The following is a 23,889-nucleotide window of genomic DNA, read 5'->3' on the forward strand; positions in this document are numbered from 1 at the left end:
TTAGCTCTCCTCCTTCCGGTCACGCAGGAAATATATCGTATCCAGCTCGACGTCTTGGGCGACAGCCTTAACCATCTCCGGTGTGACCGCTTCAATTTCGGCTATAAAGCTTTCCCCTGAGCGCTCCACACCTGACAGGATACTGCTGAAATCAAAGGATATTCTTTCGAATGCGGAATCCTGCAGCTCACGGAGCTGATTAGTAATCATCGCTTTTGTACGTTTGAGATCGTCCAGAGCGAATTCTCCAGCCTTCATTGCCTCTAGCTGCTCACGTATTATTTTTACAGCACGCTCATAGTTGGCAACCTCAATGCCCGATTGGAGCGTGAGAATACCTTTGTGACCATCCAAACGAGAGGATGCATAATAGGCCAAGCTTGCCTTCTCTCGTACATTAACAAACAGCTTAGAGTGCGGAAAAGCACCCAACAAACCGTTATAGACAAGCAACGCTGCGTATTGCTCGCTTCCATAGGTTACTCCGACACGCAAGCCCATGTTTAGCTTTCCTTGACCGATATCAAGCCGCTCTACGATGGTTTGAACTTCAGAACGTGCTGGCTTTACCTCCGGTGCTGTATAGCTAGATGGCTGTCCTGACGGCAGCTTAAAGGACTTAGCGACTAAAGCTTGAACCTCTTCTAGAGTCGTATCTCCCGAAACATATAAGTCGAAGGAAGCCTCTTGCAGCCACTTCTTATAAGCTTCATAAAGAGAATCTGCGTTTAAGGCAGCCAGCTCATCCTTGCGTCCTAGAGCAGGAAGACTGAACGGCTCATTTTTGCACATTTCTTCAACACAGCGCTCAGAAGCATAACGGATTTTATCGTTAATAATCGCATCAATCCGTTTGCTTACTGTTGTTTTCTCAGCCTCAACATATTTGCTCCGAAACTTGCCACTACTATCTAGCGCAGGCGAAGTCACAACCTCACCTAGGAAGCTTAATGCTTCGCCTAGTAAGGAATCCGTTACAGAGACAAACCTATCGTTAATAATATCCAGCCGAAATTGGACGATTTGATGCTCGCCCCGTTTGTACAAGTCAAAGCCGAATCCCGCGCCATATAAATCATCCAGGCGCTCGCGGAAAGCGATCGTTTCCGGGTAGGTCTCTGTACCTCTTCTCAGAACAAAAGGGGTAAGCGCAATTGGCGTTACCCCGGCATTGGACAATGGTACTCCTGCAAACAGAGACAATGCGAATGTTTTAAACCGCTTGGTCGGCAATACGTGCAGACGTAACCGACCCCATGTACCTCTCTGGAACTGTTCCGACATCATCTCAAGCCCCTTTGGCTATAATCGCTTCGAAAGCGTCCATCGTGTTATTTCAGCCCCATTCTAACCGATTGGACAAGCAGGAAGCAAATGTTGGAAATGCATGGCTTGATCGCAACCCTGAATGGTCAATCTTTAATGGGGGTCGCACTTGTTAATTATACTAACGACAGAAGATATGCTTGCCTATTGTCTTGTACTGTGGACGAGTCCATATCCATTTGGAAGTAGCTGTCTCTGGATTAAAGTAATAGAGGCAGCCATCACTTGGGTCCCAACCACTAACAGCGTCTTTGACCGCTTTTTTGGCAGTCTCGTTGGGTTCAAGATTAATCTGACCATCAGCTACTGCTGTGAAGGCGCCCGGCTGGTATATAACGCCTGATGCCGTATTCGGGAACTGCGATGACTTTACACGATTAATAATAACCGCTGCTACCGCAACCTGACCGACATACGGTTCTCCTCGCGATTCTCCGTAAACGGCATTAGCCATCATCTTAAGGTCTTTCTCCGTAAAGCCGAGATTGTTAGATGCAGGTAGCTTATTGTCGTTCCCACCTGTTGGCGCTGTTGAAGGCGCGCCTCCAGTGTTACCCCCAGTCTGTGGTAAATCTGCAGCCGTAGGCTTCCAATCCTTCGTCGCTGTCCACAGCTTCAGCTTTGTCTTTGCACCTACGACTCCATCAGACTTCATTCCGAACTTCCACTGGAACCAGGTAACCGCATTTTTGGTACTCGCACCAAATTGACCGTCTACCGCTCCATTAAAAAATCCAAGTGCTTTCAGTCTTCCTTGCAGCTCATAAATATCTTTGCCGGCTGAGCCTTCTTTGAGAATGGCACTACTGAATGTTTCACGGCTTTGCGAGCTGTGCTGCAGCGTGTATAGGCCAAGAAGACCGAATACAACGCAAAATGTCAAAATCACTAGACGATAACTCACTAGAGGTCACGCCTTTCTGGGTCCATGTTGTGTGTTCTCGAACGTTAGTATGAGAAAGGTGAAAGGCTCTTATACCCATAATTGCAAGCAAAAAGCCCGCAACCCAAAAATTTAGGTTAAACGGGCTTTACTAGTTAGGATGGGATACGTTGCTGGTACTGCTCCATCGTCATAAGAACCTCACGGGGCTTGCTGCCCTCATAAGGGCCGACAATGCCTTTAGCCTCCATCGAGTCGATAAGTCTCGCCGCGCGCGTATAACCGATACGCATGCGCCTCTGAAGCAGTGATACAGAGGCCTGCTTAGCTTCGAGCACGATTTGAACCGCCTGATCGAACAGCTCATCCAATTTTTCTTCCGCAGAGTCTCCGAATGTATCGTCAACCTCCGGAACAAGATCATCAACATATTCCGCTTCGGCTTGACCACGACAATAGCTGACTACCGATTCTACCTCACCATCGGATAAGAATGCTCCCTGCACACGGATAGGCTTGGAAGCTCCCATAGGTAGGAATAGCATATCTCCTCGACCCAGAAGCTTCTCCGCACCGACCATATCCAGAATCGTCCTTGAATCGACTTGCGAGGATACACCAAATGCAATACGACTTGGAATGTTAGCTTTGATAACCCCTGTAATAACGTCAACCGAAGGTCTTTGTGTCGCAATTATCAAGTGAATACCAGATGCCCGCGCCATCTGGGCTAGTCGGCAAATCGCATCCTCGACATCACCCGCCGCAACCATCATTAAATCTGCGAGCTCATCCACGATAACTACGATATAGGGAAGCACAGCGTCTGGATTGTTGCCGCTTAGCATTAAAGCATTGTAGCCTTCAATATTTCTTGTCGCCGATTTGGAAAATTTCTCGTATCTCTTTTCCATCTCCACTACAATTTTCTTAAGTGCAAGAGAGGCTCTGCGCGGATCCGTAACGACAGGAGCGAGCAGATGAGGAATGCCATTGTACACATTAAGCTCAACCATCTTAGGATCGATCATAAGAAATTTCACTTCGTCTGGGTTTGCTTTATAAAGCAAGCTTGTAATAATTCCGTTAATACATACGGATTTCCCAGATCCAGTCGCCCCCGCAACGAGTAGATGGGGCATTCTAGCCAGATTACCGACAATAGGCTGACCTGAAATGTCTCGTCCAAAAGCAATTGTCAGCTTCGCTGTAGATTCTTGGAACGGTTGAGTCTCCAGCACTTCTCGAAGGGTTACTACGCTAACTTCATTGTTAGGAACTTCAATTCCAATAGCTGCCTTCCCTGGAATTGGCGCTTCCATCCGAATGTCCTTGGCTGCAAGTGCTAAGGCTATATCATCCGTCAAGCTAACAATTCGGCTAACCTTTACCCCAACATCCGGCTGCAGCTCGTAGCGGGTAACCGCAGGACCACGGGCAACATCCAGTACCTTGGCCCTAACTCCAAAGCTTTCTAGAGTCGCTTCTAGCTTACGAGCTATGCTCATATAATCAGCTGGATTGCTTGATTTATTTCCGCCAGCAAGCTTATCGAGCAAATTCATCCCAGGTAAACGATATGGCTTAGGTATTTTCTTCACTGGTTTCAGCTCTGGAGTGACGACTACCGCTGCAGCCGATACTTCATCCTTATCCAGCTCCACGTCCAAGTCTGCATCGAGATCGGCTTCAGCATTAGGAAGTGGAGTGTCCGACTCGATTTCTAGTGGCAACGACTGCTGACCTAATTCAGAATCCTCGTCCCACTTTGGGTCGGGATAGCTTTGTGCTGTAAAATCTGTAAACCTCGGCGCTTCAGGCTGTTGGATTTCTTGCTCTTCAGCCTCATCCTCTTCCTCGTCCTGAGGAATTTCTTCAGGCATCGGTATATCCTTTTGATTTTTCTTAGTTGATGTAAAGCCTATGACTGTTGCCGGTTTGCCAGAATAAACAGTTGGCTCATCAGCGTCCCAAGTCTCCTCTTGCGTAGCATCCTCTTCCCTCTCAGGTTTGCCATGGAACAGTTGGAAAAATAGCGGTGTTTTTCTCACTCTAGGTGTAAGCGTCTGCTCGTCCAACTCATCATCCACAGGCAACATCGGGACAACTGCTTGTGCTGGCGATTTATTAGCTTTTCCAGTCTTTTTCACAGGAGTAGCTTTCACAGCAAGCAATTTGCGACCAGATGACAGGCGTGCTGCTAGTAAAGGCATAACTCTAAGTATGAACAAACGTATGCTTCGCCCAATTTCAACATAAGAACGATTTGTAATAAGCATGATAGCAATCGCAATTTCGATGATAAGAACAAATTTGGCACCGTAGTACCCAAACAACCAATAAAGTACAGAATATTGCAGAGCACCGACAATCCCGCCGCCAACATCTACGTTAAATACTTTAAGATTTGCCGAGGAAGGCGCTTGCCAAAGCATTTCCTTAAGCTGAGCCATTGTCTGATTAACGATGCTTGCAGGAGTCAGGGCTACAGATTCGATGGCCCCAAAGCTATTATCAATAGCTGCCATAGCGCTCCACAATGAAACGACCAATGAAACTAAAACAAAGCCAGAACGCTTTGACGTCCAGCCTCTTGGCCAACTTCGTTTAATCATGACGTATAGCCCTATCCATATGCCCGCCAAACCAAGCAAATAATAATGCTTGCCCAGTAAAAACCCGAATAGCTTGGAAAGTGAACGACCAACCGCAGCTTCTCCCGAGATGGCAATAACAGATAATGTAATTAAAAGAATACCGTAAACCTCATATTTCAAGCCCGATCCGAACGAAGCTCTTTTCTTTTTGCGCTTGGCCAAATTTGCCACCTCCCGGTTCAACATTATATCACAGTTGGTGGGAGGTTGGCAGATATCCTAGCTTACATCAGTTCTTATATCCCAAACCCGGAAAAATCAATAGCTGCAGAGGGTTCTGAAGTCGGATAATAACAGATCGTTTGACCCGGTGTGAAGTGGGATTGCAAATAACTGTTTAGTGGCGCCGACAGCAATCTCTCAATGCGTCCGATTCCCGGCGCGACAGGCACTAGCTGTAAGGTTACCCCTTGTATGGTCACTTCTACAAAAGGTCCAGGAGTATTTTGAATCCCGTCCAGCACTAGCTCCAATGGCATTGCCGTATATAAAGTCATCTCTGTCCCCCCCCTATACGCTACTTTGCTTACGTTCCATAATTCGCCGATTCAGCTCTCTTAGCGCCTCTCCAAGCCCACCCACCGCATCAATTAATCCATGCTTAACTGCATCCCCGCCAATGACAGTTGTTCCGATATCCCTCGTCAATTCCCCCGTTTTGAACATAAGGCTTTTGAAGGTCTCGTCTGAAATTCGAGAATGACGGGTTACAAAACGGGTTACTCTGTCCTGCATTTTATCCAAGTATTCGAATGTTTGAGGTACTCCAATTACAAGCCCATTCATCCTAATGGGATGTATGGTCATAGTAGCAGTTTCGGCAATAAGGGAATAATTCGCTGAGACAGCAATCGGCACACCGATGGAGTGACCGCCTCCAAGCACGATTGTCACTGTAGGCTTAGTCATGGAGGCAATAATTTCAGCAATCGCCAGCCCTGCTTCGACGTCTCCCCCTACTGTATTCAGCAGGACGAGGAGCCCTTCCACTTTAGGGTTTTGCTCGGCAGCTACAAGCTGTGGGATAACATGCTCATATTTGGTCGTTTTATTTTGCGGTGGGAGCATGAGATGCCCTTCAATCTGACCGATAATCGTCAGACAAAAAATGTTGCTTTCCCCTGAAGGAAGGGAGGTTTGGCCTAGCTGAACAATGGATTCTGTTACTGTATCTGTTTTACGCTCTTCTTCGGAGACATTCGGCTGCTCTGCGCCATCCCCTGGTTTCGCTTCATTTTCACTCATGATATGGCCTCCTAGTATGCGCGGCTTGACATAGTATGGGCGTTCCACCCTACTTTATCCTCATGAGCTTCATTGCATAAACAAAAACCGCTTCCCTACCGTATAGACGGTGGAAAACGGTTTTATATGAGTGTGGGGTTAAATGTTCTACACTTCCATGATGATCGGCAAGATCATCGGTCTTCTTCTCGTCTGTTCGTACAAGAAACGTCCTAGCGCATCTTTGACATTAGTCTTAAGCGATGCCCATTCGTTAACGTTTTCATTCATGAGCTTATGCAAAGTATTCGTTACAATGCGGTTAGCTTCCTCCAGAAGTCCTTCTGACTCCCGAACATATACAAAGCCTCGTGATATAATATCTGGTCCCGACATAATTGTGCCATCTTGCTTACTAAGCGTTACGACGACAACAAGAATTCCATCCTGAGACAATAGCTTACGATCACGAAGTACGATATTACCAACATCGCCCACACCTAATCCATCAATCAGTACATTACCTGCAGGAATTTTCCCTGCTTTCCGAGCAGAACCATTCTGAATTTCAACCGTATCCCCATTGTCTAAGAGGAAAATATTTTCCTTAGGAATTCCTACGGCTTCAGCAAGCAGACCATGATGGCGAAGCATTCTGTATTCACCGTGAATCGGTATGAAATATTCCGGACGCATAAGATTCAGCATGAGCTTAAGCTCTTCTTGGCTACCATGTCCAGATACGTGAACGCCTGATACGGAGCCTGGACCATAGATGACACTTGCACCTAAACGCATTAACTCATCCACAGTTCGTCCAACGTACTTTTCATTACCTGGGATCGGAGTAGCTGCAATGATGACCGTATCACCTGGTAAAATGTCTACTTTACGATGTGTAGAACGAGCCATCCGCGTTAATGCAGACATCGGTTCACCCTGACTACCCGTAGAAAGAATGACAACGCGATCAGCAGGAAGCTTGTTTACTTCTTCTGGCTCGATTAGCATACCTTCAGGTATGGTCAAATAGCCAAGCTCTGATGCAATGCTAACTACGTTTACCATGCTTCTGCCGATTACAGTCATTTTACGACGTGTTTCTGCGGCAGCGTTAATAACTTGTTGAATCCGATGTACGTTAGACGCGAAGGTTGCAACAACGACACGTTGTTTGGCACTGCGGAATAGCGACTCGAATTCTTTACCGATATTGCTTTCTGAAGGTGTGTATCCTGGACGTTCAGCGTTTGTACTATCAGACAATAGAGCTAGTACGCCACGGCTACCTATAGCAGCCATCTTCTGCAGATCGGCGAATTGCTCATTAACTGGAGTATGATCAAACTTGAAGTCACCTGTATGCACAACCAAGCCTTCTGGTGTTTCCAAGCACACGCCCACAGAATCCGGAATACTGTGATTTGTACGGAAGAAGCTGGCCTTAATCGTACCCAATGTCAATTCCGATGATTCATTGATCAAATGACGTTTGGTATCGCCCAGCAATCCCGCTTCTTTCAGCTTGTTTTCTATCAAGCCTAGCGTGAGCTTAGTTCCGTAGATCGGAACATTAAGCTGCTTCAGTACATAAGGAAGGCCACCAATATGGTCCTCATGTCCATGAGTTATCAGAATTGCGCGAACTTTATCGCGATTTTCTAATAAATAACTGATATCCGGGATGACTACGTCGATTCCAAGCATCTCTTCTTCCGGAAATTTCAGACCAGCATCTACGACCACGATGTCGTTACTATACTGGATGCAATACATGTTTTTGCCGATTTCGCCAACGCCACCGAGCGCGAAAATCAGTAATTTATCTGTGTTGTTTTTCTTTGACACCTCTAGTACCTCCTAAATCAATTCGACGTTCCCGATCGATATGAAATTTTCAATTTGCTAAAATATTAGCCGCACCCAATCACTCTCAATCATTATACATGAAGCAAAACAAGAAATACAAGATCGACGATTTTATCTTTTCCTTGAATAAAAAACGGCTTTGCCGTCCTCAAGACGTCGGTATACGTTTGTATTGAGCGATAAGATGAGTATAAAGACATTGAAATTTATACTGTCTTATCGTACTAAAAAAACCGATATCCTGAGGATATCGGTTTTCGCAAATTAACGACTGAGCGACCGACGGACCCCTTAATTACCTTTAAACAGGTTTTGCAGGAAACTCGCTTCCGCATCATTTACTGACACTAATGGCAACCGTACTCCGCCAACAGGTAAACCGCGCAAGGAAAGTGCGTATTTGACAGCAACCGGGTTTGGAACCGGATGCGGGCAACTAAATAGTCCTTTAAAGACTGGAAACAGCTTTGCATTTAGCGCAGTTGCTTCCTTAACATTGCCTTCCAAATAAGTTGCAATTAAATCCTTCATTTGCGCCCCTATCAAATGACTTGCGACGCTTATAATGCCGAATCCACCTACTGATAAGGTGGGAAGTGTAATCGCGTCGTCTCCGCTATATAGGACGAATCCTTCTGGAGCACCACTAACGATTTCAGTCATTTGCTCTAAACTAGCGCATTCCTTGGTAGCCACGATATTTGGAATTTGTGCCAAACGCAGCGTAGTCTCTGTTGAAATACTCACAACTGTACGTGAAGGAACATTATATATGATTATCGGTAAAGTAGTCGCTTCCGCGATAGCACGAAAATGCTGATAAATGCCTTCTTGGCTTGGCTTATTGTAGTATGGGGCAACGATTAATATCCCATCGACGCCAACTGCTTCGGCTTTCCTCGTTAAATTCACCGAGTGCGCAGTCTCATTACTACCCGTACCCGCGATAATTTTACAGCGACCTGCTGCATACTTAACGGAAAAATCGAACAGTGCAACCTTTTCCTCATCAGTCAAGGTAGGGGACTCGCCCGTTGTACCAGAAATAACAAGACTATCGGTTTTTTGTTCGTTAATTAAATAATCAATCAACCGTCCGGTCGCTTCCCAATCAATATTTAATTGTTCGTCAAACGGTGTTACCATTGCAGTAATTAATCGCCCGAAACTCATTACTATTTCCTCCTTATTCCCAATGAATAAATCTATCTAGCCATTTTTAAGTAAGATGTAGTCCGAAAGCTGTATGCAAGGCTTGCAACGCTTCAGCCAAGTCATTTTCGGATATAAGCACCCAAATCGTTGTATTGGAATCTGCGGATTGTAAAATTGGAATGCTGGAGTTTGTTAAAGCCTCTACTATGACAGCCATGACTCCAGGCTCTCCGTTCATGCCGCCTCCAATAACGGATACTTTGGCACATCCTTTACGGATATGTGGCTCAAATCCTAAACCTTGTAACAGCTGCAATGCCATTGGTGTGTCGTCTTCAGAAACCGTATAGTGAACGCCCGTTGGCATGACATTAATAAAATCAACACTGATTTCATGTCTGGCCATAGCGCGAAATACTCGTAATTGCAAATCTGCCAAACCATCATGGTTTATTACACCTAATTGCGTGACACCTCGTACATGAGCAAGTCCAGTTACTGTTCGATCAAACCAAATCCCTTTATTTCGTAGAGCTTGAGTATGAGTGACCAGTGTTCCTTCTCCCTCAGAGAAAGTAGAGCGAACTCGGATCGGAATTCCGGCTTTCATTGCAATTTCTACAGCTCTGGGATGGATTACTTTTGCCCCATTTTGCGCCATATTACAAATTTCTTCATAGCTAACGGCAGCTAGAGGCTTGGCATCGCTAACCCATCGCGGATCCGCAGTAAGTATTCCATCTACATCGGTATAAATGTCTACAATGTCTGCATTTAAAGCGGCTCCTACAGCAGTAGCTGTCGTATCGCTTCCACCCCGGCCGAGTGTAGTCATTTCGCCGTCCGTCGTCATCCCCTGAAATCCAGTAACTATTACGATTTTGCCTTCTTCAAGCTGGCGCCTCATTTTATGTTGCTTAATATCAATGATGCGAGCGGAACCGAAGCGATCATCTGTCATAATCCCTGCCTGTCCTCCAGTTAGAACAACAGAAGAAAAACCTTTAGCATGGAGCAGACTGCAAAGCACAGTAGCAGATATTAATTCCCCGCAGGAGAGCAGTAAATCCCGCTCCCGCGAGGGTAATGAATTGCCATTATGACGTACAAGTTCAAGTAATGAGTCTGTCGCATAGGGCTCACCGCTTCGTCCCATTGCTGAGACGACAACGACGATGTTAAGGCCAGCTTCATACTCACGAATGATATGTCGAAGGACATGATATCTACCTTGCTCATCTGATAGCGATGTCCCGCCGAATTTCTGCACGATCAGTTCCATCTTTTCTTCCTCCGCTCTGCTAGCACACAAATGAGATAGATAAGAGTAAGAAAAGAAGAGGACCAATGCTGCAATTAGCTATTATTGTTTAGGAATTGCGATGTACTCCGCAATTTGTACCGCGTTCCAAGCAGCACCCTTAAGGAGATTGTCGGATACGATCCACAGATTTAAGGCACGAGGATTGGATAGATCACGGCGCACGCGACCGACGAATACATCGTTCTTGCCAGCTGCATCCGTAGCTAGTGGGTATTGCTGACCAGAAGGATCATCGACAAGCGTAATTCCTGGAGAATCAGATAACAATGCTTTAATTTCCTCAACGTCGAAATCGTTCTTTAATTCAACATATACGGATTCGGAGTGACCATATGTGACAGGAACTCGTACGCATGTCGCAGTTACTTCCAATGCTTCGTCGCCCATAATCTTTTTCGTTTCACGAATCATCTTCATCTCTTCCAAAGTAAAGCCGTTATCTTGGAACTTGTCGATTTGTGGAATAACATTAAAAGCAATCTGGTGCTTCACAGGTAAGGAAGAAACAGGTAGGATACCTGGATTGGAATCATTACCAGCCAGAACCTCACCGGTTTGGCGAAGCAATTCAGTAACTGCTGAAGCTCCAGCTCCAGACACGGCCTGATATGTCGAGACAATAATTCTCGAAATACCAAAGCGATCATAAAGCGGCTTTAATGCTGCCACCATCTGAATGGTAGAGCAGTTCGGGTTAGCAATAATACCTTTGTGTTCGCTGATTTTATCGATATTGACCTCAGGAACGACAAGCGGTGTTTCCGGATCCATACGATAAGCGTTTGTATTATCAATACAAACAGCACCATGCTCAACGGCATGGGGAATGAGGGCTTTACTCACATCCCCGCCAGCGCTGAATAAGGCAATATCCACCCCACGAAAGCTTTCCGGTGTGGCCTCCTCAATCGTTATTGGTTCTCCTTTAAATTCAACCTTTGTTCCCGCTGAACGAGCAGACGATAATAGCTTTAAGCTGGCAATCGGGAAGTTTCGTTCTTCAAGTAATCTGCGGATTTGTTCCCCAACGGCACCGGTCGCTCCCACGACGGCGACATTAAACAACTGTTGTGTCGACATTTAGTATTTTCTCCCCTCGGATGCGGCAAAGTATATCTCAAGCGTGTAAGAAACGCTCTATGAGTAATGGTTGCAATTGTGTTCCTTTTAGTGCAGCTTCGCAGGTTTCCATTACAAGATCCATTCTAGCAACTAGAGAATTGGGCTTAGCAATTGGATTATCCTGTCCATACGGCACAAAGTAAATATTTTTCATATTCAGCAGCTTAGCGATATTACCAGCGTTTAGACCTAAGCCATCGTTAGTCGATATGGCCAGCACCAAAGGTCTTTGATTCCGCATTTGCGATTTGGCCGCCATCAGCACCGGTCCATCTGTCATAGCATTAGCTAGCTTGCTAGTAGTGTTACCGGTACAAGGTGCAATCGTCAAAATGTCCAACCGTTTAGAAGGACCTAATGGCTCAGCATCTACAATAGTGGAAATGATCTCATTTCCTGTGATGGAGCGTAATGATTCCTGCCAATGATTTGATGTTCCAAATCGAGTATCTGTAGTCATTATCGTTGAGGAAACGATTGGTACAACATTAGCACCTGCGTCTACAAACCGCTGAATTTGCGGCATAATTTCCTCTAACGTACAATGAGAACCTGACAGCGCATAGCCTACGGTAATCCCGTGCCAATTCATGGTTTATTCCCCCGTAATCGGTTGTCTTCCAGAATAATCTGGGTTAGACTGTTCGCGATGATTCGACCGGCTGTCTTTGGAGCTACAATTCCGGGTAGTCCGGGAGCGAGCAATGCTTTAATTCCTCTCTTCTCGGCAAAACGGAAATCAGTACCTCCAGGCTTTGATGCCAGGTCGATAATACAGGCGCGCAGGGGAAGTTGTAAGATCACTTGTGCTGTGACTATCATAGTCGGAATTGTATTAAAAATCAAGTCGATATTCCCCGCCTGACGCGCTAATTCAGCCATATAAAACGGCTCAAAACCCATCTCAAACGCACGCGCGAACGCTTCATCGCGACGCACTCCAACCTTGACGTGTGCACCAACTGCCTGAAGTATCCGTGCCATTGTAAACCCTGTTCTCCCAAGACCAAGCACGATACACTTTGAATCATGGATCGTAATATCAGTATTCTGAATAGCCATCATCAATGCGCCTTCCGCCGTCGGAATCGAATTATAGATAGCCACGTCATCTCGTTCAAACAACTCAATGAGCTCCAGATGGTATTTTTCACAAAGCACACGCAAAAAGGGTTTAGCCATACCCGTTATCACCTTGCAGTGTGTGGGAATCTCAGCAAGATGAGCATCAGTAAGCTTTAGTTCCCGATTGGTAAAAAGTGATGGTATAATTCCCTCGTCATCAGTACCAACCGCTGGTAATACTAACGCATCTGCCTGCTTCAATATATCCGGTGACCACTCCGCTTTAACTACACCACTAAAAGGAGTATCCAACGTATCGAAGCCCACAATCGTGACAGAGGCATCCAACTCCGTCAACCGCCGAATCACTTCCAACTGCCGGGCATCTCCACCAGCGAGCACAATGTTTACTCCTGTAAGTATTGCAGCCCCCTCCTTTCGGCATTCTTGCATAGCACATCGTATGCATACGCCTACCATGGGGTGACTTCCCTATCGTCTACATCTTACAACCATTATCCCACTCGCTCAGTTTGACCTCCATGGTCTCCTTCCTGTTATATGTTGCTCTAGCCATTATCCCTTCCCGTCAGTTTGACCTCCATAGTCTCCCACCTGTTATAGATTACTCTAGCCATTATCCCTCCCGTCAGTTTGACCTCCATAGTCTCCTTCCTGTTATAGATTGCTCTAGTCATTATCCCTCCCGTCAGTTTGACCTCCATAGTTTCCTTCCTGTTATAGATTGCTCTAGTCATTATCCCTTTACCTCAGTTCGAGCATATCTATTTCCAATTTGCAGCGTCCCCTTTCTTCTAACTCTCTCCCCCCAACTCTATTCTCTATTTTATCGCGTATAAGCACTATCCCTTTGTCTCAGTAACACTTGTAAAACTAATTGGATTTATGTAATTTTTTTCAATAAATTACTTTAAATAAGAACATGCGTTTGGTATAATTAAAGAGAACATACGTTCCACTCAGGAGGGATATTAATGGATCAGCCCGCTTCATTTCAAACACTTTGCCTATCCTCTACAGATGAGCAGTTTTGGGTACAGATGATCTATAATGCAAGATGGCCAGATGGATTTTGTTGTCCCTCTTGTGGCAATCGTCATGCCTATTCGATCCTTACTCGTAGGCTCCCTCTCTATGAATGCAGCTCCTGTCATGTGCAGACCTCTTTAACTAAAGGAACAATTATGGAAGGAAGCCGCACTCCACTTAGGCTCTGGTTACTCGCAATACACCTTCATTCTCAGCCAGAAGGTATCAATGCTTTGAGATTAGCTTCTATTATAGGAACGACATACAAAACATCCTGGTTAATTTGTCATAAAATTCGCCACGCGATGTCAAAATCAGATGAATCTGATTTATTAAAGGGACTGGTCCGCATTAATTTTGCTCAATATGGCACTCCATATAACCCAACCATCTATCGACACCCTCAAGAGCAACCTCTACTCATCGGCGCTACAATAAACGAACAGGGCGAATACGCACATATTAAAATAAAACAAGCGGTTGAAGAGTGTTCTTACTCCCAATTTACTTGCCCCTTAGACAAACATCCCTTTATTCGCAAACATGTCGATTCCACCGCTAAGGAAATCATTGCGGTTACCCTTAAATACAGTAAAAATCGAAACAGGCAGCTCCTACAAATCTGCAACAGTGCCTCCAACTGGATTAATGATTTATTCATGGGCATTGGACCCAAGCATTTACAAGCATATCTAGATCAATATTGTTATCATTTCAATCGCTCTGTGCAAAACCAGCAAGGATTACAGCATTTATTGAAAATCTGCACATCAACAGCCACCATAATTTATCCAGAACTCATCCGCAAATCAAACATCAAACCTAAATTGCGAGTTCAGTATGCCAACTACCTTAAATCTGTAAGCTAGTTTTAAAATAATACTGGACATTCTTACACTCTATTTTGATTCCGTTTAATCTCATTCCTCTTTCCTCATTCTTGTTGTCTCATCTGACTTAGTAGTCGGTTTATTAAACCATTCTTCGAATTGGTTTGGTTTATTGATCATTGAATTATATATGTTTTAATGATATTAAAATCACTTATTGATTTTAGACTCCCTTTTTCTTCATGCAGTTCTTCCTCATAGACTTCAAACTGAGCAAAGGGGATAGTGGTCATACGCGAAAATTAAGTGGATAACCGCAATGCGTTCACTAAGTCATGGGGATAGCAGCTGTACGAGATAATTAAATTAGGTCGACTTGAACGTGGGAGCATTGAGCGGAGGGTATAGTGGTCATACGCGAAAATTAAGTGGATAACCGCAATGCGTTCACTGAGTCATGGGGATAGCAGCTGTACGAGATAATTAAATTAGGTCGACTTGAACGTGGGAGCATTGAGCGGAGGGTATAGTGGTCATACGCGAAAATTAGGTGGATAACCGCAATACGTGCACTGAGTCACGGGGATAGTGGCTGTATAAGAGAATTAGGTGGTATTGAATGGGGAATCACTGAGCGGAGGAGACAGCGGTCGTACGCGAAAATTGAGCGAGAATACAATAAAACAGCCTAACATGGAGTTTGTTCCAAGTTAGGCTGCTGCTATTAATAGCTATGATGTATACAATTATTTGCCTGTGTGTCCGAAGCCGCCTTCACCGCGGACTGTATCTGATAGCTCTAGGACTTCCTCTAAAGTTACTTGAGGTACGCGTTGGAAGACAATCTGAGCGATGCGTTCGCCGCGTTCAATGGTGAATGGCTCCTGGCCTAAATTAATGAGCAGAACCTTTACTTCACCACGATAATCAGCATCAATTGTTCCAGGTGAATTTAAGCAGGTAATCCCGTGCTTGTAGGCCAATCCACTGCGAGGTCGAATTTGAGCTTCGAGCTCTCTGGGCATTGCCATTGCAAAACCGGTCGGTATTAATGCCCGCTCTCCCGGACTTAGAATAACAGGCTCACCTACTGCTGCATGCACATCAAATCCAGCTGCCCATTCCGACATTTGGCGTGGCAGCTGTACATCTTCATTCCCCGGCAGACGTTTCAACTGAATTGGATACAATGAATTCCCTCCCGCTTCCCGACAGCACTTTCTTATTGGCGCCTACCAGCGCAACAGCACAAGGCTGGGCCATCATATCTTCCATTATTGCTTTAACATCAGAAAGCTCGACTTGGTCTATCCGTTCTAGCATCTCATCCAAAGTATAATGACGGCCAAGCATTAACTCGTTCTTTCCTAAACGGTTCATGCGGCTGCTAGTACTCTCCAAGCTTAAAATCAGATTGCCTTTTAGTTGCTCCTTGCCACGATGGAGCTCCTGTTCGTTCATACCCGTAGCGGCAAGTTCATTAAGTAATTCCATCGTTATATCATAAACTTCCTGCGTTTGTTTCGGCGCTGTTCCTGCGTATACCGTAAACAGACCATTATCAGCATAAGAGGAATGATAGGAATACACAGAATAAGCAAGCCCACGTTTTTCTCGAACCTCTTGGAACAACCGCGAGCTCATTCCGCCACCAATCGTATTATTCAATAAAATCATGGCATACAGATTAGGCGATTTAATTGTTGAGCCTGGGAAGGTTAGACATAGATGATTTTGCTCCGTCTTCTTCTTGTGAAACAATGCTTTAGAATGAAAGACAGGAACTTCCAGGGATACATCCTTGCTATGTACATCAAATCTGCCGAAATGCTTCTCAAGCAGCTCCAGTACCTCTGGCCCTACATTTCCTGCTACGCTTATTACCGTGTTTTCAATACTATATCGCTCACCCATATATTTTCGTAAATCCGCAGACCCCATGGCATTCAGACGCTCGACTGTCCCAAGAATGGAATAGGCTAACGGGTGGTCCTGATAGGCAGCACGAGAAGCCAAATCATGAACGGTATCGTCTGGAGTATCCTCATACATCGATATCTCTTCGAGGATAACGTTTTTTTCTTTAGCTAATTCCCCGTCCGCAATCTGGGATTCAAAAAACATGTCGGATAGAATATCTACCGCAATCGGTAAATGTGTATCCAGCACTTTAGCATAATAACAAGTATATTCCTTGGAGGTAAAGGCATTAACATTGCCACCAATACCATCGAATAAATCTGCTATATCCTTCGCACTATGGCGCTTAGTCCCTTTGAAAAGCATATGTTCAACGAAATGGGAAATTCCGTTGTTATTTAGATCCTCATAACGGGAGCCTGTTTTCACCCATATTCCAAACGATACTGACCGGCAGGTTGGTATCTGTTCGATCATCACGCGCAAGCCGTTTTTGAGCTCATATTTGTTCATCCGATTTCCCCCTTTACTTAAAGCTTAACAAACAGTGATACCACTATATCAAATTCCGACAGCTGTCACAACCGCTCCTCTATCCGTTCTGGGGAGAGCGTTTCTGAAACCGTCCCTAGTACATATCCCTTTGCCTTAATTGCCTTAATCATGCCTTTTAATGCTCCTTGCGAGGCAGCTGTAGGATGCATCAAGATCATTGTACCTGGTCCAACTTTTCTGGATACTTTATCGACTATTGTCCATGATTGAGGTTTTTGCCAATCAACCGTGTCCAATGTCCATAAAACCGTTCTTAACCCGAACTCAGAAGCTACCTTAACCGTATTTGAATTATAATCTCCAGAAGGAGGTGCGAACCACACATTAGATGCGCCTAATTTCTTCAAAAGCGCTTCCGTCTTGCCTATTTCCTCGCGTTGTCGGGTCATCCCAAGTTGACTCATATTAGGGTGAGAATACGCATGATTAGAAACCTCGTGACCTTGCTTAATAATGCTCTGAGCCATTTCCGAGTTTTTAGACAACCACTTCCCGTCAAAGAAAAAGGTTGCTTTTACATTAGCTGCCTTTAATGTTGCGAGCATTGGAGGCAGAAATTCATCTCCCCAAGCCACATTTATCATTAAAGCGACCATTGGTTTGGCAGGATTCCCTCGATAAATAGGTTGGAGCGGTAAATCCTTCAGATCTACCTTTGGTTTCAAAACGCGATAAACCCATGGAAAACCGTGTTCACCACCTGTAGTTAAACCAAGCGCTTTAGCCTTGCTGTAAGTCGCTTCCACGTCTACTTCTCTGCCGTTGTAACCGGGAATTGCCTTCCAAATCCGGTCGATGACAGCGTCGACCGGTAGTTCATTATGCTTGGGTGCTTCCGCTTTAATCCAGATCATTAATTGATCATTGGAATTATCCTGACCTAGTGCTTCAGCTGAGACCATCTGTAACTTAACCGCTTGTACATAAGTCTTTATTGGACCCCTTGTCCCAGCTAATAGTATAGCTAAGAGGCATAGCAGCATTAACGCTAGCAATGTGTAAGACGACTTTCTATTCATATGGCTCACCCCCGTCTTGTCCCGATGCCCTGCATCATACTATGCCACGATAACGGAGTTTATGAGTGAGCTTCCCATTCCTTTACTTATTTATACAAAACAAAAAGAGACCTTCTTATTGGAGTCTCTTTTGTCATACCTGTTATTCAATTCAAAACAAAGATGGTTATACGGAAACTTGCTCAGAGCTAAGTAAAGCTTTGCGGGACAAATTAATACGACCCATATTATCGATTTCCGTAACTTTCACTTCGATTTGATCGCCGATGTTAACGACATCCTCCACTTTAGCAACCCGCTCGTTAGAAAGCTGGCTGATGTGAATGAGCCCATCCTTGTTCGGCAAAATTTCTACGAAGCAACCGAATTTCTCGATTCTCTTAACCGTACCCGTATATACCTCGCCAATGACAACTTCTTTGACGATGCCTTCAATAATTCCACGAGCGCGTTGATTCGCCGCTTCATCCGTCGAGGCAATATAGACAGTTCCATCTTGCTCAATATCTATTTTCACGCCGGTTTCTTCGATGATTTTATTGATGATTTTACCGCCAGAACCAATAACATCACGGATTTTGTCCGGATGAATTTTAAGCGAAATAATTTTAGGAGCATATTTGCTTAATTGTTTACGCGGCTCTTGAATCGCTTCAAGCATTTTACCCAAGATGAACAAACGTCCTTCTTTGGCTTGCTGCAGTGCGTCCGTTAAAATCTGACGATCGATTCCGTCGATTTTAATATCCATTTGGATAGCGGTGATGCCGGCTGCTGTTCCAGCTACTTTGAAGTCCATATCGCCAAGGTGATCTTCCAGCCCTTGAATATCAGTGAGGATGGATGTATGTTCACCATCTTTAATCAATCCCATAGCTACACCAGCAACCGGAGCTTTAATTGGAACACCTGCATCCATCATAGCAAGCGTGCTAGCGCAGATACTCGCTTGGGAAGTGGAGCCGTTAGATTCCAGCACCTCGGAAACAAGACGGATTGTGTATGGGAATTCTATTTCAGACGGCAATACTTTCAATAGTGCTCGCTCGCCGAGTGCTCCATGACCAATTTCACGACGACCAGGCGGACGCAAAGGACGAGCTTCGCCGACTGAGAATGGCGGGAAGTTGTAATGGTGCATAAAGCGTTTGGATTCTTGCGGGCTAACCCCATCCAAAATTTGAACTTCTCCAAGTGGTCCTAACGTACAGATACTTAGAGCTTGTGTTTGTCCACGAGTAAACAACCCAGAACCATGCGTTCTCGGCAGAATGGAAGTGTCGCTTGATATTGGACGGATCTCAGCAAGTCCACGACCATCTGGGCGCACTTTATCATGCGTGATGAGACGACGGACTTCGTTCTTAACAATATCGTACAAAATCTCTTTAACATCCTTTAGCTTGCTCGGCGTCTCCGCGTACACGTTGCTAAAGTGTTCCACTGCTTCACCGTTGATTAGATCAATAGCTTCTTGACGCGCATGCTTCTCAGCAATGCTAACAGCTTGTACTAAGCGAGCCTTCGCGAAGCCTTGAACATCGGCCTCAACAGAAGCATCTACACTATGCAGCTTCACTGCCATCTTCGGTTGACCAGCTATTGCTACCAATTGATCAATGGTATCAACAATTTTTTTGATTTCCTCATGTCCAAACATTATTGCTTCTAGAATGTCGGACTCAGATACTTCATTGGCTTCTGCCTCAACCATCATTATCGCATCACGCGTTCCTGATACAACAACGAACAAGTCACTTACAGCCTCTTGCTCTTGGGTAGGGTTGATAATATACTTACCATCAATCCGACCAACTATAACTCCTCCAACAGGGCCGTTAAACGGCACATTCGAGATAGCTAATGCAGCTGAAGTACCAATCATTGCAGCAATTTCAGGTGCACAATCATGATCTACGCTAAGTACAAGGTTAACGATCTGAACATCATTACGGAAGCCTTCCGAGAACAACGGGCGAATCGGACGATCTGTCAGACGGCTGGACAAGATAGCCTTCTCACTTGGGCGTCCTTCCCGTTTAATGAATCCTCCGGGAATTTTACCTACAGCGTACAAACGTTCTTCATAGTTTACGGTAAGTGGAAAAAAATCAAGATCCTTCGGCTCATTGGAAGCCGTAACAGTGGACAAAACAACTGTATCTCCATAGCGAACGACAACTGCTCCATTCGCCTGCTTAGCGAGTCGTCCCGTTTCCAATTCAAACGAACGGCCGCCTAGCTGCATTTGCACGCGATGTTCCAAACAGATTCCCTCCTTCTAATTTCACGTTATGTAATTTCGACACTCTTCCCATTATTTCCTGCCTAGCCCTAGCTTAGGCATTCAAGCAAAAACAACTGCCGCTGTTTATGAGATAGGAATTGATCTCCCTTATATGGGAAAAAGCAACCTGATGCCGAAAAGAGCGGTGTGCTCTATTCGACGCGGCCAGGTTGCTTTCGTGCGGTAGAAAATTAACGGCGAAGTCCCAATTTTGCAATTAGGGCGCTGTACCGGCTAACATCTTTGTTTTTCAAATATGCTAGTAGCTTACGACGTTGACCAACCATCTTGAGTAGACCACGACGGGAGTGATGATCTTTCTTGTGCTCCCGAAAGTGAGTTGTCAGATTGTTGATGTTCTGCGTAAGGATAGCAATTTGAACTTCCGGAGATCCGGTGTCCGTTGCATGTGTCTTATGCTCTTCAATCAATTCTTGTTTACGCTCTTGTGTCAATGCCATCCTTGTTCACCTCCTTCAATAGAATCGCCATTAGCCACGCAGGCGTCGGTGAGGGCGCTCTGCCAAGCTAAGGTTCTTGTTTACAGATGATCTGGTTATGCACCGATCTCTGCAACGTGATCTAGTATAGCATAATGTGCATTACACATACAATGCTAAACCAGCAGGAAAAGCTATCATTGCCGACTAAATCTTACTTTCTCACACTAAGAATTTCTCTAGCTTCTGCAGCATCGCTCGTAATTTGACCAACTAGCTGTTCAATTGATTCAAATTTTTTCTCCGACCGCAAGAAAGAATGTAACGTCAACGAAAGCTGACGTCCATAGAGATCTCCGTCGAAATCGAACAGATGCGCTTCAAGCCTCAACGCTCCCCCTGGTGCATCGAATGTGGGCCGATAGCCAACATTCAGCACACCTTGGTAACGTCTCTCGCGTGATCCAGAATCAGATAATACGTCAATGTCTATAGCATATACCCCTGACCGAGGAATCACATAGGGCTGCTCAGGCAATACATTCGCCGTTGGGAACCCCAACAGCCTACCTCTAGCATCCCCATGAACGACTAAGCCCTTGATCTCATAAGGCCGTCCTAGAAGCTTAGAAGATTCGCTGCTATCGCCTTCCGCTAGTCGATCACGAATACGAGTGCTGCTTACCTTCTCCCCATCCAAATAGACCGGAGATACGACATGTACTTGGATCTCACCATTTCCATACATACGCAATGCATCCGCATTCCCGGCTCCACGATGCCCAAAGGCAAAATCAAAGCCAACGACGGTTGTCTTCACTCCCAGAGGGACAATAAACGACTTAACGAATTGCTCAGCCGTCACTTCAGAGAAGGCTTGATCGAAGTGAATAATATATGCCGCCTCGACGCCTAACTCCGAAAGAAGGGCCAGCTTGTCCGAGAGCGGAGTAAGAACGGTCTCATACTGCGAGCCGTGACCGAGCACTACTCTTGGGTGCGGATTAAAGGTCATAACTGCAGGTACCAGACCTTGCTCACGCGCTATAGAAACCGCCTGACGAACAACCTCAAGATGCCCAAGGTGGACACCATCGAAGAAGCCAATCGCCAGCGATATTCCATTTGCCTTAGATGCTCCTATAGGTAGAGCACCTGTTACATTCGCTACTGATAGATCATACCGTTCCACCTGATGCCCTCCTGCTCAATCGGACTGACTATAGGCTCTACGTGCCTTCCGGAACGTGGAATACCTTTTCCGGACGGACCGTTTCCCCATTCTCATCAAGAGAGAACAATCCGAGAAAAACCCCATCCGATCGATAAAGCTTCAACAAACCTATTTTATCAGGCGGCGGCTGCAGTCGCAAAGCCTGCACCACTTTCCCCTGAAGAACATGCAAGGATTCAGGATGTGAAGCTATGGCAGAGGGTAGCTCTGTAAGCATCACATCCGGAGCCAATAGCTTCTCCTTCAGACGATCCTGCATTAACAGCTCAGGAATTTCCTCGAGTGTAACGCATTGCTCCTGATTTAACCCAGCACTTTCCGTACGAACGAGCTCAGACATAACCGCGGGAACTCCTAGCTTACGTCCTATATCAACGCATAACGTACGAATATAAGTACCTTTAGAACATACAACAGAAAATGAAAGCTCAGGCTGTTCTCCAGCCATCGATACTTTCAATATATGAATTTCATAAATGCTAACGCGTCTAGAGGGTCTTTCGACCGTAATCCCTTCACGCGCTAACTCATAGAGTCGCTTGCCATTGATTTTAACCGCAGATACCATTGGAGGGGTCTGATCAATCTCTCCAATAAAAGATAGAGCAGCATCAACGATCATCGACTCCGTCAAAAACGAAGCATCCTTCTGCTCGGTGATATTCCCGCTCAAATCCTCTGTATCCGTTGCGATTCCAAACCGTAGCGTTGCTTCATATGTCTTAGGCATTTCTTGCAAGTATTCAACAAAGCGCGTTGAACGTCCGATACAAAGCGGAAGAACCCCCGTCACGGCAGGATCTAATGTACCCGTATGTCCTATCCTCCGAACGCGGACCATCCCCCGGACCTTGGCCACAACATCGTGGGAAGTCCAGCCAGCTGGTTTCCATACTGCAAGAACACCATCTAAATTTTGATCCGGTTGCTGCTTCATTCGCTATCCAACGCTTTCTGTACAATGCTAACAACCTTATTAATAACTTCAGGGAGAGGCTCTGTAAGCCGACAGCCTGCAGCTCGAACATGACCTCCACCGCCAAAGTGCTGCGCAACAGCGGCGACATTAACTCGTCCTGCCGAACGCAAGCTAACCTTAACGGATTCCTGACCATTTTGCTTGAAAAGAATTCCGACCTCGACACCTTCGATGTTACGCGGATAGTTTACGAGACCTTCTAAATCTTCATTAGTTGCTCCCGTTTCCTCCAAGTCTTCTGAATTCACCCATAACCAGCCAATGCGGTGATCAGGAGTGAAGGCAAGTCTTGAGAGACCTCTTTGAATAACACCAAGCTGCCCTATCGTCATACGCTCCAATAGATGCTCAGCCAGTTCAGGACCATTGACGCCAGCTTCAAGTAATCTTGAAGCCATCGCCATTACAAGCGGGCTAGTGCTGGAATATCGGAAGCCACCTGTATCTGTCAGTAAGCCAGTATAAATCGCAGTGGCAATATCAACGTCTAATGTCATCTCCAGCTCGTCCAATAACTCAAACAAAATTTCGGCAGTGGCCGCTGCGTGAAACTTCATTAAGTTCACACGTCCAAAGCCGTCATTCGTTGGATGATGGTCGATATTGAGCAGCTCCGCATCAGGCGCAAACCAAAGGTGCGTTCTGCCTACTCGTGCGAAATCAGCACAATCTACACAAATAACGTTACGATATTGCTTTACTGACTCATTGCCATCCAAAGTGAGGATTTCCGAGCTCTTCCATAAAAAATGAAGCCGAGAGGGCACGGGACCCTCATTCAGCATCGTAAACTTCTTCCCTAGCTTCTCCAGCAGCCAAGCTACGGCAACCGTAGAGCTAATCGCGTCACCATCGGGCTGCACATGAGAAACAATCAGGAAATCGTCTCTTTCACGGATGAAAGTCGCGGCTTCCTTCAAATCCTTGGCCCACATGCCTTTTCCCCCTAG

General features: G+C 45.5%; 20 protein-coding genes. 1 reads left to right on the forward strand and 19 read right to left on the reverse strand.

Annotated features, from left to right (window positions below):
- From yfmF to dpsA, 11 genes are all read right to left on the reverse strand, one after another.
- Positions 1 to 1,287 carry an EF-P 5-aminopentanol modification-associated protein YfmF gene (gene yfmF / locus KCTCHS21_RS18445; protein WP_130611566.1) on the reverse strand — a complete coding sequence of 429 codons (1,287 nt, stop codon included), beginning with the start codon at positions 1,285 to 1,287 and terminating at the stop codon, positions 1 to 3.
- Between the two features lie 160 nt (positions 1,288 to 1,447).
- The gene (gene sleB / locus KCTCHS21_RS18450; RefSeq protein WP_130611569.1) at positions 1,448 to 2,230 is read right to left on the reverse strand and encodes a spore cortex-lytic enzyme; all 783 of its coding nucleotides are present in this window, start codon (positions 2,228 to 2,230) and stop codon (positions 1,448 to 1,450) included.
- A gap of 134 nt (positions 2,231 to 2,364) precedes the next feature.
- Complete coding sequence (locus KCTCHS21_RS18455; RefSeq protein ID WP_232057881.1) at positions 2,365 to 5,028, reverse strand: FtsK/SpoIIIE family DNA translocase; 2,664 nt, start codon at positions 5,026 to 5,028, stop codon at positions 2,365 to 2,367.
- 74 nt (positions 5,029 to 5,102) lie between these two features.
- Positions 5,103 to 5,363 carry a YlzJ-like family protein gene (locus KCTCHS21_RS18460; RefSeq protein WP_130611575.1) on the reverse strand — a complete coding sequence of 87 codons (261 nt, stop codon included), beginning with the start codon at positions 5,361 to 5,363 and terminating at the stop codon, positions 5,103 to 5,105.
- 13 nt (positions 5,364 to 5,376) lie between these two features.
- Positions 5,377 to 6,111 (reverse strand): ClpP family protease, encoded by a 735-nt coding sequence (locus KCTCHS21_RS18465; RefSeq protein ID WP_130611579.1) that lies wholly within the window; start codon positions 6,109 to 6,111, stop codon positions 5,377 to 5,379.
- A gap of 147 nt (positions 6,112 to 6,258) precedes the next feature.
- Positions 6,259 to 7,938, reverse strand: a complete 1,680-nt coding sequence (locus KCTCHS21_RS18470; protein WP_130611582.1) for a ribonuclease J — start codon at positions 7,936 to 7,938, stop codon at positions 6,259 to 6,261.
- Between the two features lie 312 nt (positions 7,939 to 8,250).
- The gene (gene dapA / locus KCTCHS21_RS18475) at positions 8,251 to 9,132 is read right to left on the reverse strand and encodes a 4-hydroxy-tetrahydrodipicolinate synthase (RefSeq protein WP_130611585.1); all 882 of its coding nucleotides are present in this window, start codon (positions 9,130 to 9,132) and stop codon (positions 8,251 to 8,253) included.
- A 46-nt stretch (positions 9,133 to 9,178) separates the two neighbouring features.
- Positions 9,179 to 10,396, reverse strand: coding sequence for an aspartate kinase (gene dapG / locus KCTCHS21_RS18480; RefSeq protein WP_130611588.1), 1,218 nt, complete (start codon positions 10,394 to 10,396; stop codon positions 9,179 to 9,181).
- An 81-nt stretch (positions 10,397 to 10,477) separates the two neighbouring features.
- Positions 10,478 to 11,518 carry an aspartate-semialdehyde dehydrogenase gene (locus tag KCTCHS21_RS18485; RefSeq protein WP_130611591.1) on the reverse strand — a complete coding sequence of 347 codons (1,041 nt, stop codon included), beginning with the start codon at positions 11,516 to 11,518 and terminating at the stop codon, positions 10,478 to 10,480.
- Between the two features lie 37 nt (positions 11,519 to 11,555).
- Positions 11,556 to 12,152, reverse strand: coding sequence for a dipicolinate synthase subunit B (locus tag KCTCHS21_RS18490; protein WP_130611594.1), 597 nt, complete (start codon positions 12,150 to 12,152; stop codon positions 11,556 to 11,558).
- Positions 12,149 to 13,048 carry a dipicolinate synthase subunit DpsA gene (dpsA, locus tag KCTCHS21_RS18495; RefSeq protein ID WP_130616580.1) on the reverse strand — a complete coding sequence of 300 codons (900 nt, stop codon included), beginning with the start codon at positions 13,046 to 13,048 and terminating at the stop codon, positions 12,149 to 12,151. The genes KCTCHS21_RS18490 and dpsA overlap by 4 nt, the downstream gene beginning before the upstream one ends.
- A 572-nt stretch (positions 13,049 to 13,620) precedes the next feature.
- Here dpsA and KCTCHS21_RS18500 point away from each other — a divergent pair.
- Positions 13,621 to 14,544: a transposase gene (locus KCTCHS21_RS18500; RefSeq protein ID WP_130611597.1), complete on the forward strand. Its 924-nt coding sequence runs from the start codon at positions 13,621 to 13,623 to the stop codon at positions 14,542 to 14,544.
- A gap of 707 nt (positions 14,545 to 15,251) precedes the next feature.
- On the opposite strand, the gene dut is transcribed toward KCTCHS21_RS18500, so the two are convergent.
- From dut to KCTCHS21_RS18540, 8 genes are all read right to left on the reverse strand, one after another.
- A complete protein-coding gene (gene dut, locus KCTCHS21_RS18505) occupies positions 15,252 to 15,695 on the reverse strand; it encodes a dUTP diphosphatase (protein WP_130611600.1) in 444 nt (147 codons plus the stop codon).
- Complete coding sequence (locus KCTCHS21_RS18510) at positions 15,658 to 16,938, reverse strand: M16 family metallopeptidase (RefSeq protein WP_130611604.1); 1,281 nt, start codon at positions 16,936 to 16,938, stop codon at positions 15,658 to 15,660. Before KCTCHS21_RS18510 ends, dut begins: the two co-directional genes overlap by 38 nt.
- Before the next feature lie 65 nt (positions 16,939 to 17,003).
- Positions 17,004 to 17,999 (reverse strand): polysaccharide deacetylase family protein, encoded by a 996-nt coding sequence (locus KCTCHS21_RS18515; protein ID WP_130611607.1) that lies wholly within the window; start codon positions 17,997 to 17,999, stop codon positions 17,004 to 17,006.
- A gap of 166 nt (positions 18,000 to 18,165) precedes the next feature.
- Positions 18,166 to 20,265, reverse strand: coding sequence for a polyribonucleotide nucleotidyltransferase (gene pnp, locus KCTCHS21_RS18520; RefSeq protein WP_130611610.1), 2,100 nt, complete (start codon positions 20,263 to 20,265; stop codon positions 18,166 to 18,168).
- A gap of 212 nt (positions 20,266 to 20,477) precedes the next feature.
- The gene (gene rpsO / locus KCTCHS21_RS18525; RefSeq protein WP_120976316.1) at positions 20,478 to 20,747 is read right to left on the reverse strand and encodes a 30S ribosomal protein S15; all 270 of its coding nucleotides are present in this window, start codon (positions 20,745 to 20,747) and stop codon (positions 20,478 to 20,480) included.
- Between the two features lie 193 nt (positions 20,748 to 20,940).
- Positions 20,941 to 21,918, reverse strand: coding sequence for a bifunctional riboflavin kinase/FAD synthetase (locus KCTCHS21_RS18530; protein ID WP_130611613.1), 978 nt, complete (start codon positions 21,916 to 21,918; stop codon positions 20,941 to 20,943).
- Between the two features lie 37 nt (positions 21,919 to 21,955).
- Positions 21,956 to 22,897, reverse strand: coding sequence for a tRNA pseudouridine(55) synthase TruB (gene truB, locus KCTCHS21_RS18535; RefSeq protein ID WP_130611616.1), 942 nt, complete (start codon positions 22,895 to 22,897; stop codon positions 21,956 to 21,958).
- The gene (locus KCTCHS21_RS18540) at positions 22,894 to 23,874 is read right to left on the reverse strand and encodes a DHH family phosphoesterase (RefSeq protein ID WP_130611619.1); all 981 of its coding nucleotides are present in this window, start codon (positions 23,872 to 23,874) and stop codon (positions 22,894 to 22,896) included. The genes truB and KCTCHS21_RS18540 overlap by 4 nt, the downstream gene beginning before the upstream one ends.
- Between the last annotated feature and the right edge of the window lie 15 nt (positions 23,875 to 23,889).

Source organism: Cohnella abietis (genome assembly GCF_004295585.1).
Taxonomy (GTDB): Bacteria; Bacillota; Bacilli; order Paenibacillales; family Paenibacillaceae; genus Cohnella; species Cohnella abietis.